Annotated in this window: 15 protein-coding genes; 14 read left to right on the forward strand and 1 reads right to left on the reverse strand. The window is 46.3% G+C overall.

Translation table 11 applies throughout. The annotated features are described in order from the left end of the window. Positions 1-12: 12 nt before the first annotated feature. The 11 genes from DEH07_11040 to DEH07_11090 all read left to right on the forward strand — a co-directional run bounded on the left by DEH07_11040 (position 13) and on the right by DEH07_11090 (position 11,123). Entirely contained in the window at positions 13-2,655 is a 2,643-nt protein-coding gene (locus DEH07_11040) for a translation initiation factor IF-2 (protein ID HBY05024.1), read from the forward strand. A 36-nt stretch (positions 2,656-2,691) separates the two neighbouring features. Continuing rightward, complete coding sequence (locus DEH07_11045; protein HBY05025.1) at positions 2,692-3,054, forward strand: 30S ribosome-binding factor RbfA; 363 nt, start codon at positions 2,692-2,694, stop codon at positions 3,052-3,054. Next, positions 3,047-4,087, forward strand: coding sequence for a bifunctional oligoribonuclease/PAP phosphatase NrnA (locus DEH07_11050; GenBank protein ID HBY05026.1), 1,041 nt, complete (start codon positions 3,047-3,049; stop codon positions 4,085-4,087). Before DEH07_11045 ends, DEH07_11050 begins: the two co-directional genes overlap by 8 nt. After that, complete coding sequence (gene truB / locus DEH07_11055) at positions 4,038-4,964, forward strand: tRNA pseudouridine(55) synthase TruB (protein HBY05027.1); 927 nt, start codon at positions 4,038-4,040, stop codon at positions 4,962-4,964. Before DEH07_11050 ends, truB begins: the two co-directional genes overlap by 50 nt. Before the next feature lie 89 nt (positions 4,965-5,053). Next, the gene (locus DEH07_11060) at positions 5,054-5,980 is read left to right on the forward strand and encodes a riboflavin biosynthesis protein RibF (protein ID HBY05028.1); all 927 of its coding nucleotides are present in this window, start codon (positions 5,054-5,056) and stop codon (positions 5,978-5,980) included. Positions 5,981-6,219: 239 nt separating this feature from the next. Continuing rightward, the gene (locus DEH07_11065) at positions 6,220-6,447 is read left to right on the forward strand and encodes a hypothetical protein (GenBank protein HBY05029.1); all 228 of its coding nucleotides are present in this window, start codon (positions 6,220-6,222) and stop codon (positions 6,445-6,447) included. Positions 6,448-6,460: 13 nt separating this feature from the next. After that, positions 6,461-6,685: a hypothetical protein gene (locus tag DEH07_11070; GenBank protein HBY05030.1), complete on the forward strand. Its 225-nt coding sequence runs from the start codon at positions 6,461-6,463 to the stop codon at positions 6,683-6,685. A 104-nt stretch (positions 6,686-6,789) separates the two neighbouring features. After that, positions 6,790-7,059 carry a 30S ribosomal protein S15 gene (locus DEH07_11075; protein HBY05031.1) on the forward strand — a complete coding sequence of 90 codons (270 nt, stop codon included), beginning with the start codon at positions 6,790-6,792 and terminating at the stop codon, positions 7,057-7,059. A gap of 102 nt (positions 7,060-7,161) precedes the next feature. Then, positions 7,162-9,366, forward strand: a complete 2,205-nt coding sequence (locus DEH07_11080; protein ID HBY05032.1) for a polyribonucleotide nucleotidyltransferase — start codon at positions 7,162-7,164, stop codon at positions 9,364-9,366. Between the two features lie 81 nt (positions 9,367-9,447). Beyond that, complete coding sequence (locus tag DEH07_11085) at positions 9,448-10,713, forward strand: peptidase M16 (GenBank protein HBY05033.1); 1,266 nt, start codon at positions 9,448-9,450, stop codon at positions 10,711-10,713. Between the two features lie 77 nt (positions 10,714-10,790). After that, positions 10,791-11,123, forward strand: coding sequence for a hypothetical protein (locus DEH07_11090; protein ID HBY05034.1), 333 nt, complete (start codon positions 10,791-10,793; stop codon positions 11,121-11,123). Between the two features lie 22 nt (positions 11,124-11,145). On the opposite strand, the gene DEH07_11095 is transcribed toward DEH07_11090, so the two are convergent. Then, a complete protein-coding gene (locus DEH07_11095; protein HBY05035.1) occupies positions 11,146-11,898 on the reverse strand; it encodes a prolipoprotein diacylglyceryl transferase in 753 nt (250 codons plus the stop codon). Positions 11,899-12,115: 217 nt separating this feature from the next. On the opposite strand from DEH07_11095, the gene DEH07_11100 reads away from it, so the two are divergent. From DEH07_11100 to DEH07_11110, 3 genes are all read left to right on the forward strand, one after another. Then, positions 12,116-12,916 (forward strand): 4-hydroxy-tetrahydrodipicolinate reductase, encoded by an 801-nt coding sequence (locus tag DEH07_11100; GenBank protein HBY05036.1) that lies wholly within the window; start codon positions 12,116-12,118, stop codon positions 12,914-12,916. Between the two features lie 78 nt (positions 12,917-12,994). Continuing rightward, the gene (locus DEH07_11105; protein HBY05037.1) at positions 12,995-13,891 is read left to right on the forward strand and encodes a dipicolinate synthase subunit DpsA; all 897 of its coding nucleotides are present in this window, start codon (positions 12,995-12,997) and stop codon (positions 13,889-13,891) included. A gap of 21 nt (positions 13,892-13,912) precedes the next feature. Further along, positions 13,913-14,497 (forward strand): dipicolinate synthase subunit B, encoded by a 585-nt coding sequence (locus DEH07_11110; GenBank protein ID HBY05038.1) that lies wholly within the window; start codon positions 13,913-13,915, stop codon positions 14,495-14,497. The last annotated feature ends 4 nt before the right edge of the window (positions 14,498-14,501 follow it).

A 14,501-nucleotide genomic window follows, 5' to 3' on the forward strand; every position in this document is an offset into this window, starting at 1 on the left:
GGAGGTGGATTCATGGCAAAAAAACGGGTGCACGAGTTAGCCAAAGAATTTAAGATAGAAAGCAAGGAAATGATTAGAAGGTTGTCGCTTCTCGGAATAACTGTGAAATCACACGCAAGTACAGTTGATGAGAAAGATGAGGAGCGCCTGCGTGTGGAGTTCGAAAAAGAAAGAGCGGCAAAGGCTCAAATTGAACCAAAGCCATCAACCCCGGATACTGCGAAAACTGATTCGGGGACGGACAGGAAATGGCGGGATTCCAAGTATTCTTCCGGTCCTGGATTGGTAGACCGGGTTCCCTCAAGACCTCCGGACCGGCGTTTTCAGGAACGCCCGTTTTTAAAGGGCGATATTCAGCACGCGAAAACAGCTCAGCCCGCAGTTCCGCCGGCGCCGCCGGCAGTACAACCGGCGCCGCCGGCAGTGGAGGCCAAAACGCCGGCAGCAGGAGCCGTTTCCAGGCCGGTTCAGGAGCCGTTACGTAATCGGGCTGCTGAAAAACCTTCTCAGGGATATTCACCGCGTCCAGGAAAGCCACAGTTTCCTCCGGCAAGAGGAGAAACCCAAAGTGGGGCAAGGAACTTAAGAAGTCCCGGTCCCGCCGCTGGCGCCGGACGTCCCGTCCGGGATGCAAAAGGACTGCCTGCTCCGAAATTAAAACCGGAACAGCTCAAAGTCCCCAAGGTTCCTGATGAGGTTAAAGCACAGGAGAGAGTAGTAGCAAGGCCGGATAAGCAAAAAGGCGAAAAGGCACGGCCGGCGGGAGATGGGCGGTCCTTTGGCAAGGGTAAGGGATGGCGTGATCAAAGGACGGCTGAACAAAAACTGCGTCCTGTTGCCGGGGGAAGGCGTGTACAGGGTCAACCCCAGAGATCATTGCCGCCTCATCCGGTTGAAAAGAAACCGGTTGTCATTGGCGAAACTGTTACTATACAGGAACTGGCTTCAAAAATGAGAAAGAGCCCCGCCGAAGTCATAAAAAAACTGATGGCTTTGGGGGTTATGGCCACAATTAATCAAGAAATAGATAACGAAACAGCCATCATAATCGCGGGAGAACTTGGCTTCGAAGTTCAGGTAAAGATAGAACTTGACCAGGAGGCAATGCTTGAGCAGGAAAGTGAAGAGGATACCGCAAACCTTCAGTCAAGACCCTGCGTTGTAACTGTAATGGGGCATGTTGACCACGGAAAAACATCATTACTGGACGCGATCCGCGAAACTAATGTTATAGCCAGTGAAGTGGGAGGAATTACCCAGCATATCGGGGCCTATCAGGTGGAAAGGAATAATAAAAAGATAACTTTTATCGATACGCCGGGCCACGAAGCTTTTACGGCAATGCGGGCTAGAGGCGCCCGGATAACAGATATAGCTGTTTTGGTAGTCGCCGCGGAAGACGGTATTATGCCACAGACCGTTGAAGCTATAAACCATGCCAAGGCAGCGGGAGTTCCTATTATTGTAGCTATAAATAAAATAGACAAACCGGACGCTAACATTGATAAAGTCAAGCAGCAGCTGACAGAGCATAGCTTAATTGCAGAAGAATGGGGCGGTCAGACCATTTGTGTTCCGGTAAGCGCAAAAACCGGTCAGGGTCTGGACGAACTGCTTGAAATGATTCTTCTGGTCGCTGAAGTAAATGATTTGAGAACCAACTCAAACCGGCCGGCGCGAGGTACGATAGTTGAGGCTAAACTGGATAAGGGGCGCGGGCCTGTAGCTACTGTTCTGATTCAGGAAGGCACACTCCATATAGGAGATAATATCATTGCCGGTACGGCATCCGGCAGGGTGCGGGCGATGATGGATTACCTGGGCCGCAGGTTAAAGAATGCAGGGCCTTCAACGCCTGCCGAGGTGCTGGGTTTTTCCGACGTTCCGTTAGCGGGAGATACGCTTTATGCTGTGGCAGAGGAAAAAATGGCCCGTCAGATCGCGGCTAAACGTATATTACGCAAGCGGGAAGAAAATATTAAAACTTCGATACCCAGAGTTTCACTGGACGATCTTTTTAAACAGATTGAAAAAGGTCAGATCAAAGATCTCAATATAATTATCAAGGCAGACGTTCAGGGTTCAGCGGAAGCCCTGAGGCAGTCTCTGGAAGGGTTGTCCACCCAGGAGGTCAGAGTTAACACGATCCACAGCGGTGTGGGGATGATTAGCGAGGCCGATATATTGCTTGCTTCTGCTTCCAATGCAATAATTGTTGGATTTAACGTACGCCCGTCTGTTAACGCCCGGCGCGCCGCCGAGCTTGAAAAGGTTGATGTGCGTATGTACCGGGTTATTTATGATGCTATAAATGATGTCAAGGCTGCAATGAGCGGCTTATTGGAACCTGAATACAAGGAAGTGGTTATTGGCCGCGCCGAAGTGAGGAAAACATTTAGCGCTTCCAGAATCGGTACTATTGCAGGCTGTTATGTAACTGAAGGAAAGATTACCCGGGATGCCAAAGTGAAGATTATCCGTGAAGACAAGGTCATCTTTGAAGGAAAACTTGATTCACTTAAGCGTTTCAAGGACGATGTGCGTGAAGTTATGCAGGGTTATGAATGTGGGCTGGCCTTGGAAAAATTTAATGAAGTTAAAGAAGGCGATATTATAGAGGCAGTTGCTACCGAAATAATAAAAAGAGAACTATAGCATTTTAGTCTGGCTCCAAGATTTGGGGGTAAAAAAATGTCCTACAGGCCTGAGCGTCTTGCGGAAACTATAAAAAAGGAATTTTCGGCAATGCTTCATAACGAAGTTAAAGACCCGCGGATGGGTTTTATCACCATTACCAGGGTGGTAGTTTCATCCGACCTGAGCAGTGCTAAAATTCATGTCAGTATCTATGGATCCGCGGATGAGCAAAATGCAACAATGGAAGCCCTTTCCAAAGCGCACGGATATTTAAGAAGCGAGCTTGGAAAAAGGATCAGAATGAGGCATACACCGGATATATCGTTTAAATTGGACACTTCGGTTGTGCAAAGTATACGCGTAATGGAGTTGTTAAGGGAGATCAACGAAGGAAAGGAATACACAGTAAATGACTGACCTGCGCCTTATTGCAGGAATGCTTCATAATGCAAATAAACTGGTGATTGCCGGGCATGTGATGCCTGACGGCGACTGTATCGGTTCGGTAAAGGCGTTAGGACTTGCGCTTAGCCGGATGGGCAAGGATGTTACTATTACTCTTCCTGATCCAGTCCCGGAAATTTTCGGCTTTTTACCGGGTGTAAACGAGTTTGTAATCGGCCAGGAGGTATTTAAAGGGCAGTATGATTTTATGGTTGTTTTAGATTGCTCTGTTCCGGAACGTTTGGGACCTCTTCGGGCTCTGTTGGAGAGGCCGTTGACTGTGATAAATATTGACCATCATGTCGGCTCCTATGAATTTGGCCATTATAACTATATTAGTTCTTTTCATGCGGCGACCGCGGAGATAATCCAGGATCTGATCGGTTTTTTGGGGATCGAGGTTACCTCCGAGATCGCCACATGTTTATATACCGGAATTGTTACTGATACAGGCTCTTTTCAATATGAAAACACCACACCTGAAACGCACCGGCGGGCAGCGTTGCTAATAGAGCAGGGCGCCTCGTCCGTTTGGATCAACCTGATGATCAACGAACAAAAACCGTTAATTAATCTGATCGTTCTTGAAAATGCTTTGAAAACATTAGAATTAAGTCCCTGCGGGCGTGTAGCCTGGGTAAGCGTAGAGCGGGATATGCTGGATCGCCTCAATGCCAGAGATGAAAACACAGATGGCTTAATCGGTTATATCCGTTCAATACGCGGTGTAGAAGTGGCGATGTTTTTCCGTGAGATTTCACCCAATCTTTATAAAGTAGGTTTTCGCTCGAAAGAAATTGTTGATGTTAACAGGCTGGCATCTCTTTTCGGTGGCGGAGGCCACGTCCGCGCCGCTGGCTGCGTAATCAATGGGGATCTTAAAAGCCTTCAGGCAAAGATTGTTTCTGAAGCGTTGAAGCTGATTGAAGAAACGAAAAGGGGTATGCAAGCACAGGATGAACGGTATTCTCAATGTGCTGAAACCGCCCGGGATGACCTCTCATGATGTGGTTAGTCTGATCAGGCGCTTAACTGGTGTGCGCAAGGTTGGCCATACCGGAACCCTTGACCCTTTAGCGGCCGGTGTCCTGCCTGTATGTCTGGGGCACGCGACGAGGGTGATCCGTTTTCTCGAAAACGACAAGGAATACAGAGTTGAGGTTGCTTTTGGGATATCGACAACTTCGGGTGATATCTCCGGCGAGGTTATAAATAAATGTGATGGTTCCAATTTATCCGCTGCAAGTTTGGAAAGTGAATTAGAGAACTTTACAGGTGAAACCAAACAAATTCCCCCGATGACGTCGGCTATGCATTTTCAGGGTAAAAGGCTTTATGAACTTGCGCGTGCCGGCCGTATTGTAGAACGCCGTCCAAGAATGGTTAAATTATACAGCCTCCAACTTAAAAGGCTGGTTGACTGGAAAACCGAAACACCGCTTGCCGTATTGGATGTGGTTTGCTCGGCGGGAACTTACATTCGTTCGCTGTGTATGGATATAGGGGAAAAGCTCAACTGCGGGGCTCATGTCAGGTTCTTATTACGTACTAGAGCCGGTATGTTCAATTTGGATAAAGCAATAACGTTGGAAGAAATACAGGTTCTCAAAGATGAGAATCTGTTGGAAGAGAACCTAATTAGCGCAAAAGAAGCTCTCAGTCACCTTGCTGAAATTCAGGTTAAAACGAGTTCGCTGCCGGCAGTAAGAGCCGGGAACTGCCTGTATGCTTCAGGATTGACTGACCTGCCCCAACAGAAACTCTCATTTAACGAACCTGTAAGGCTGTGCAATGGTGAGAACCTGTTAGCCATTGCAAACGTTCGGGAGGAAACTAATACGGAAGGCTACTGCTTGAAGCCGATTGTTGTTTTAAATACATGAGCGCGTAAGTTAATACTCAGGATAGTTACGAAATCTTTTAGATACTTTAGCGAACAACTGGCTGAACCTTTAATCGGAGGAATAGGGTTATGGAGATTTATCAATCGTGGCAGGGCTTTAAGGGAAAACAAGCAAGTATTGCCGTGGGTTTAGGCAATTTTGACGGAGTTCATCTCGGTCATCAGAAACTGCTCGGCGCCCTGGTGAATACTGCCCTGCGGCTGGAAGAAAAATCGGCTGTCTTTACTTTTCATCCTCACCCGGAAATGGTGTTAAATTCCAAAAATGCTCCGCCGCTGCTCCTCACTCAGGAGGTAAAAGAAAAATTGATTTCGAAGATGGGTGTTGATCTTCTCTTCAGGATACCCTTCACACTGGAATTTTCACGGATGGAGCCGGAGGTTTTTATTGAGAAGGTACTTTATGAGGGTTTAAATGTTCGGGATGTATTTATAGGATATAATTATACTTTTGGTTATAAAGGACGCGGAACGGCTGCTCTTTTAGAAGAATACAGCGGCAGGTGTGATTACAGGCTCCATGTTTTACCGCCTGTAATCGTAGACAATCAGGCAGTCAGCAGCACATTAATCAGGAATCTTTTAAAAGAAGGAGAAGTTGCGGAAGCGGCAAGATTCCTGGGTTACCCGCCCTTTTTTGAAGGGGTGGTCGTTGTTGGCGACAGGCGAGGCGCCGCTCTTGGCATATCTACAATTAACCTTGAATACAGTATGGATTTTCTTCTTCCAGCCAATGGTGTTTATGTTGTGAAAGTAGATGTTGAACAGGATACTTATCTGGGGGTTGCCAACATAGGCAACCGCCCGACCTTTTATGATTACAGCTCAAGACCGGGAGTAGAGGTTCACCTTCTGGATTTTACCGGAGACCTTTACGGGAAAATTGTCAGCGTTCATTTTACAAGACGGCTCCGTGATGAAAAGAAATTTTCTTCTTCAGACGAGTTAATTGTTCAGATCAGGCAGGATATTCAAAGAGCGCGTGAAAATTCCTGAGTTTTTCCTTAAAAAATGAACGACGCCCTGAGGCGAACATGAGCACGTAGGCAGTTGACCTTCCTGAGGATAGTTAATTTTCAGAGTAGTTGCTTCCTTCCCATAGAAAAAGTTTACTTTTAACGTTCTGCTATGTTACAATGAAACCACTACCAAAAGGATAAGAAGCGATTATATAATCATCGTTGAAACATAGTGAACTCAGGCGGCCGACGCTCTGGCCGGAAAGGGAAAACGATATGGGGGATCCAAACTCTAATTCTACTGAGGAAGAAATAAAAAAGTGGATTAGTTCAATTTCTCTAATTTGTTTGAGCGATGAGTTCCAGGAACTAAAAAATGAATTGGAGCAGATCTATCGCCATGCGAACGTGGAAAATCCAGCAATAATAGCATTCCAGGATGCGCTTTTTGCTTTTATTGCCCAGGAAGAAGAAAACCGTTCCGCAGTTATGAAAGCATTTTAGACAGGTTTTTTAAATGCTGATCATAGTAACCGAGCATGCCCGCAAGCGGTTAAAAGATCTGCGTCAGGATAAGATAACAGTAGCTGATCTCATTAACGCCGCAAGCGGCATTCCAGGACGTATTCCAACAGCGACCCGATTCAGAGGTTTTATGTCGGTTTCACGGCGTGTTTTTGATATAGTAGCCAAGGATATTCCGGAGGGCCGTTTGGTTATTACGGTGATTGGGAAGAGTTAGAATAAGCTATTTGGGGTTTTAATGAACTGCTTACCGGGTAGTAGGTTACGAAGTGACGGCTTACCCAGTTTGCAGCGATTAGGCCGAATTGAGGAGGTGAACTCATGGCCTTTACGGCAGAAGAAAAGCAGTCGGTTATCGGTGATTTCAGGTTGCACGAAAACGATACTGGTTCTCCTGAAGTTCAAATCGCGATACTGTCAAGGAGAATTAACAATCTAACCGAGCATTTAAAAATCCACAAGAAGGATTTCCATTCCCGAAGGGGATTATTAAAAATGGTCGGTCAGCGCCGTGCGCTTTTAAATTACCTGAAAGACTCCGATTTTGACCGTTACCGAACAGTAATTGAAAGGTTAGGTTTGAGGAGATAGTATAAAAAAAGCGGGTTAATCCCGCTTTTTTTGAAGAAAACTATAAAAGAGACAGTTAAATGTTTAAGATTAAAGTTTAATACGGGAGGTTTTACTTTTTTTATGGCTGAACAGGCATGTTTGGTAAAAGAGTTGGATATAGGAAGCGGCAAGATACGGCTGGAAACGGGAAAAGTTGCCAAGCAAGCCGGCGGCGCCGTACTTGTAAGGTGCGGAGATACAGTTGTTCTGGTAACGGCCACAATGGCTGAGACAATCAGGGAGGGAATAGATTTCTTTCCGCTTACAGTTGATTATGAGGAAAGGCTGTACGCTGTCGGCAAAATCCCCGGGGGCTTTATAAAAAGAGAAGGCAGGCCCAGTGAAAAAGCAACCCTTTCGGCACGTTTAATCGACCGGACGATCAGGCCGCTTTTTCCCAAAGGCCTGCACAATGAAGTACAGATCGTTGCTACCGTACTATCGGTAGACCAGGATAATCCTCATGAAATCGCAGCTATGATCGGCACATCGGCCGCTTTACATATAAGCGGCATACCTTTCCCCAATCCTATAGGCGGGCTGATCGTAGGGCTTGTCGACAATCGTTACGTTATTAATCCAACCCTGGAAGAAAAGCAAAAAAGCAGGATGCAGCTTACTATTGCAGGAACGCGTGATGCGATAATGATGGTTGAAGCCGGCGCTCAAGAGGTCTTGGAAGCCGAATTGCTGGCGGGTATAAATACCGGGCATGAAAAGATAAAGGAGATCGTAGATTTTATAGAGTCTTTCCGTGAGGAAGCCCTTGCTCTCGGATTGGCCTACCCCAAGGTTGAACTGTCTCTTCCCGAAAGCAACACGGAAATGGAAGCCACGGTATTTGAAATGGCTACGGGGAAGATCGGTGAAGCCGTTAACCGGTGCATTAACGAAAAACTAAGTAAAAAAGACAGGGAAAGTTATCTGAGTGAGGTTAAGGCAGAATTGTTTGAGAACCTTGCTTCCACGTTCAGCGAACAGGAATCTTTCATCAAAAATATCATAGAAGATGTAGAGAAGAAGATAGTCAGGAGCTTTATTCTCAACCAGGGGATCCGGATTGACGGACGGACTCCCGGTGAGATCCGCCCAATTACCATAGAAGCGGGAATCTTGCCCAGGGCACACGGCTCTGCTTTATTTACAAGGGGGCAGACTCAGGTGTTGTCGGTAACAACTCTGGGTCCGATTTCCGACGAACAGATCTTAGACGGTCTTGGTATCGAAGAGTCTAAGCGGTTTATGCACCATTACAATTTCCCACCGTACAGCACCGGAGAAGTAAGGTTCATGAGATCCCCCGGGCGCAGGGAAATAGGGCACGGGGCGCTGGCGGAAAGGTCTTTAGCGCCGGTTATCCCAGTAGAAGAAAATTTTCCATATGCAATCAGGATTGTCTCGGAAGTTTTGGAGTCAAACGGATCTTCATCTATGGGCAGCGTTTGCGCCAGCTGCATGAGCCTGATGGATGCGGGAGTTCCGATCAAAGCGCCGGTAGCCGGTGTGGCTATGGGGTTAATCAAGGAAGACGACAGGATTGTGGTGCTTACAGATATTCAAGGGCTTGAGGATCACCTGGGAGATATGGATTTTAAAGTTGCGGGAACGGAAAACGGGGTCACTTCGCTGCAAATGGATATCAAAATAACCGGAGTCACAGGCGAGATTCTTGAACAGGCGCTTAAACAGGCCCGTGAGGGCAGGATTTTTATCCTTGGTAAAATGACAGCGGTTTTGCCGGCTCCCAGAGAAGAATTGTCTCCATATGCGCCAAGGATTCTGCATATCGTGATCGATCCGGAAAAAATCAGGGATGTCATTGGTCCAGGTGGAAAAATAATTAAAAAGATTATTGAAGAAACCAAGGCTGAAATTGACATCGAAGACGATGGAAGGGTTTTTATCGCCGCTGTAGATCCGGTTGGCGGTCAGAAGGCTTTGGAGATTATCGAAAACCTGACCCGGGAAGTCCTTGCGGGCGGCATTTATACGGGGAAGGTGACCAGGGTAACCGACTTTGGCTGTTTTGTTGAAATAATTCCCGGTGTTCTGGGAATGCCGGGGAAAGAAGGGCTGGTTCATATTTCCCAGCTAGCCGGCCACAGGGTTAACAAAGTGGAAGATGTTGTCAAAGAAGGAGAAGCAGTCGTCGTCAAGGTGATTGGTTACGATAACCAGGGGCGCTTAAAATTATCGCGCAAGGACGCTTTACCGGCTGAGTCCAGGCGCAGTTCCGGCAGTCTTCCCAAACGGACGGGGCGGCCCAAGGAAGCTCAAAGACAGTAGTACTATGTGATAGATAAAAATCCCTGCCCCATTATGCGGGTGGGGTTTTATTGTTTTTTACATATTTAAGGAGGTAAATTCTTGTACCGGCAGGCGATTTTGGATAACGGTGTTTATGTGTTAACCGAGGATATGCCTAACGTGCGCTCTGTTGTTGTTGGGATCTGGGCGGATGTAGGATCCAGGGATGAACCCCCGGATGCGGCGGGAATTTCCCATTTTATAGAGCACCTCATGTTTAAAGGAACGCAGCAAAGGACCGCCAGGGATATTGCGGAAGCCCTTGACGCCGTAGGCGGACAGCTTAACGCCTTTACTACCAAAGAGTATACCTGTTACTACGCCAGGGTCATGGATGAATATTTTGATCTTTCTCTTGACGTGCTGGTTGATATGGTATTAGGTTCGCGTTTTCTCACCGAAGATATCGACAGGGAAAGGAACGTAATTGCAGAGGAAATAAAAATGTATGAAGATACGCCGGATGAGTTGGTACACGATGTTTTTACATCAGCTATCTGGCAGGAACATGCCCTGGGAAGGCCTATTATTGGGGAGGTGTCAATAATTGAAAGCCTGGACCGGTCAAGGATTTTATCCTACTATCAGACCTACTACTCACCTGCAAACCTGATTGTGGCAGTTGCCGGCAATATAAGGCATCAGGAAGTTGTAGAAAAAGTCGGCGCTGTTCTGGGGAGTGTAAGCGGCGCAAAATTAACCAGGCAAGGGAATATGCCTGTCTCGAACAGCAAAATGATCTGCCGGAAGAAGGATACAGAACAGGTTCATTTATGTATTGGCGTTCCGGGTTTACCCATGGATAATGAAAATATTTATGCGGTACAGCTGCTGAATACTATTCTCGGCGGAGGTATAAGCTCGCGCTTATTTCAGGAGGTAAGGGAAAATCGCGGCTTGGTTTACTCTATCTATTCCTACCATACTTCTTACCACGATGCCGGCCTTTTCTGTATTTATGCAGGCTTGAGCAAAAACAACGTTTTACCGGTTTCAGAGCTGGTCTTCAAGGAAATAAAAGCTATTCGCGAAAACGGTATTACCGAGGCGGAACTGCAGAGGTCCAAAGATCAGGTAAAGGGAAATCTATTCTTAAGCCTGGAAAACGTAACAACCCACATGAGCAGGCTGGCCAAATCCAAACTTTATCTTGAAAGATTCGTTACACCCGAAGAAGTTGCCGATAGAATCAGTAAAGTGACCAGGGATGAAGTAAGAGATGTTGCCCGGGCGATCCTGATGCCGGAATCACTTGCCATAGCTGCAGTGGGTCCCTGGGATGACTGCAAGATTCTTCAGGAAAAGGCTTACGAGATATTAACCTGACAAGAAAATTAATTAGACAAATATTTTTGTCCTAAAGCTTGCCCCACCTGCCATATATTGTATTGGAGGTGGGGACAATGTTCTTTAGTACAGTATGTATTGCAATCATTATCCTGGCTGTAATCTGGCTTTCGATAAGGCAGAGGATGAAACTCAGTATATTCCATGAGAGATCTTGGGAGACACTGACGGAAGGAAAATCTTCACCATTTTCCCAGGCCGTTTTAAATTTAGTAGGATTTGCAGGCGGTATTTATCTTTCCCTGGTCATGCTGCTTGATTTTATGAAGTTCCAAATACCTGAACGAATACAGTTAGGTCATATGGAAATAGAGCCACTGGCAGCCCTTTCAATCACCGTGGCAGTTATCCAGCCATTTTTAATTAATATTTTCAAGCGAAATAGATAAACGTATTAGGGGGAATGAGCGCTTATTTTGAGTGCTCTGTACGGCGCATCATCAAGTAGGCAATGAGCATAATCAGCGGTGTCAGAAGCTGAATCAGCGTAAAAAATCCAAGTCCCCATCCGGGGACAATGATTCCGCCAAGGATAAGGGGATTATCGCGAATGGTTTCTTCCACAAGCCCCCTGAGCAACTGGTGATAAAAAATGAAAGACCAGAATTGATAACCCGCAGGCGGGTTTTTGCGCTGGACGTATAGATAACGCAGTAAAAGGGCTAGGCCTATAGCCGAACCTACAGGCTGAGCAGGCCAATTTCCAAACCAAAAATCTGTCATTCTGCCCAGGACTTCCTGGTTAAGAATATTGGCTATCCGAATGGTAAAATATCCTATACAGAGACCCGGAACAGCCAAATCTGCAAGCTGTCCGAATTGAATGCCTTTGTGCCTTAAATAAAGCCATCCAGCCACCATTCCCCCGAATAATCCGCCATGCCAGGCAATACCGCCCTCGTAGGTCTTTAAAATCTGAATGGGGTCGCTTATTAACCATTGCGGGTAGTTAGCAAGAACAAACACTAAACGGGCCCCTACAATGCTGGCAATTGTGACAATAATGATCAAGTTAAGGATAAAATCTTCATCATAGCCCCTTTTCAGCGCTCTATTGTATAAGTACCAGCCACCGATTACAAATGACAAGGCCATCAGTACTCCATACCATCGTATAGTCAGCGGACCTAAATGAACAACAACCGGATTGAGATCAACCAGCAATCTTTTTCCCCCCAGATCAAAAAAATGTCGGCAGGTGAATATTATAAAACACCTAATTATAACAAAATCTTATCCAAAATAAAATTTTATGTATACAGTATTGGAATCTATTTTTTCTTGACATAGGGGTATACTTATATGAAAATAGAGCAAAAAGTTATGAGAAGTTTTTAATATCCCTTATGAAGTTTTTTCAAGAAAGAAGGAGATCCGGTACTTGATCAGGGTTATAATCTCTGGCGCAGCAGGCCGTATGGGCCGGGAAGTTTTAAAAAGCGTCTGGAATTCAGAGGACATGCAGTTAGTCGGAGCGGTTGACATCCAGGATAAGGGGCGCGATGCCGGTTCACTTATCGGCATAGGAGAAATAGGGATCCAGTTGCAGAGTGATCTCGAGCAGGCGCTGCAAAATACAAGACCGGATGTTATGGTTGACTTTACTATCCCGAACAGTGTAGCCGGCAACATAAAGACAGCTCTGCGCTGCGGCGTAAGGCCTGTGGTCGGGACTACGGGTTTGGAAAGCAACGAACTGTCTGAGATAACCCAAATCTCATCAAGCAATAAGATTGGATGTATTATTGCGCCTAACTTTGCCATTGGAGCAATTTTGATGATCAATTTTGCAGCCCAGGCAGCCAGGTACTTTCCGCATGTAGAAATTATTGAGCTTCATCACGAACAGAAATTAGACGCTCCTTCCGGAACCGCCGTATTAACAGCCGCTGAAATTGTTAAAAACAGGGGTGAATTTGAACAAGGGCTGCCCATAGAAGTTGAAAAGATACCCGGGGCACGCGGAGGCCGTTACGAAGGCGGAATTCGTTTTCACAGCGTACGCCTGCCCGGACTGGTAGCACACCAGGAGGTTATTTTTGGAGGTTTGGGCCAGACTCTTACAATCAGGCATGACACTATTTCCAGGGAGTCTTTTATGCCCGGTGTACTGCTTGCGATTCGCAAGGTAATGCGTCTCGAAGAAGTTGTCTACGGCCTTGAAAATCTTATTTTTGAGTAAGCACTTCCCCTTTTGGCAAAACATATTATGAAGTTAAATATGCAGCATTATTAAAGGCAGGTAAGAGGGTGGCCTTTTATGACTTCAAGCCTGAAGGGGTTAAAGATAGCTGTTTTAGGCGGTGATCAAAGAGAGGCTTTTCTTGCAAAGGACCTTGCCCAATCCGGTTGCACAGTAAGTGTAGCAGGGCTTCTGGCGCAGGGTGAAAATATCAGCCTTTGCGAAGAACTGGATGAAGCCTTAGATGGTGTGCAGGTAATTGTACTGCCGGTTCCCGGGATCAACGACTCCCAGGAGATCTATTCTCCCTGTTCAACTAAGACGTTAATACTTTCGGAAGAGATTCTTGCCGGTTTGACTCCGGGGGTATTGCTTTTTGTAGGAACTGCCAGGCCAATATTAAAAGATATGGCTGCCAGACATGGTTTACAATTAATTGAACTGCTAAACCTCGACGAAGTGGCGATCTTAAATTCTATTCCTTCCGCCGAGGGAGCTGTTCAAATAGCCATGGAGAAACTTCCTACCACAATTCATGGTAGCAGAAGTTTTGTTCTGGGTTTCGGACGCACAGGAAATACGCTGGCCCGTATGCTTACCGTCTTAGGGTCCAGGACGACGGTAGTTGCCCGCAATCCCGCCCAGAGAGCAAGGGCTGTTGAAATGAATTGTACTGCCTGCAATTTCAATGAACTGCCCGGATTACTCGGTCAGGCGGAATTGATTTTCAACACTGTTCCCTATCTGGTTCTGGATGAGCAATTATTGAAAAAAGTACAAGAGGGAACACTCATCGTTGATCTTGCTTCATTTCCCGGTGGAACAGATTTCGAAGCAGCCCGCCGACTTGGAATAAATGCCGAGCTGGCGCCAGGGCTGCCCGGGAAAGTTGCCCCTAAAACTGCCGGGAAAATACTTGCTGATGTTCTCCCCAGGCTGATAGCCAGTAAACTGGCCTTTTCGAACCTGACCTAATGCTTGCCGGGGGTGCATAAAATGCGCTTACAAGGTGTGCGGGTTGGGTTTTCTCTGACTGGTTCTCATTGTACTTTGGCAGAAGTAGTATCTTATATGCGAACTTTAGTAAACGAAGGTGCGGCTGTTTTTCCGGTGATCAGTCAGGCAGTTAACGAGACATATTCGAGATATGGATCACCGGTTAAATGGAAGGAAGCTATACAGGAAATTACTGGGAACGCTGCTATAAGCACTATTGCAGAAGCAGAACCCATCGGACCCGAATCCTTATTGGATATAATGGTTGTGGCGCCCTGCACGGGGAATACACTGGCAAAGCTGGCCAACGGCATTGTTGACGGGCCGGTTTTAATGGCTGTTAAAGCAACATTGAGGAACAGCAGGCCTGTGGTACTGGCTATTTCAACGAATGACGGCCTGGGTATGAACGCTAAGAACCTCGGGACGCTAATGAATACCAAAAACATTTTTCTGGTTCCTTTTGGTCAGGACAATCCGGTAAACAAACCGAATTCTCTGATTGCAAAGATGAACCTGATTGCAGATACAGTTTTTATGGCATTAGAGGGAAAACAAATTCAACCATTATTAATTACGTTTTAGGAGG

It is taken from the genome of Desulfotomaculum sp. (assembly GCA_003513005.1).
GTDB lineage: Bacteria > Bacillota > Desulfotomaculia > Desulfotomaculales > Nap2-2B > 46-80.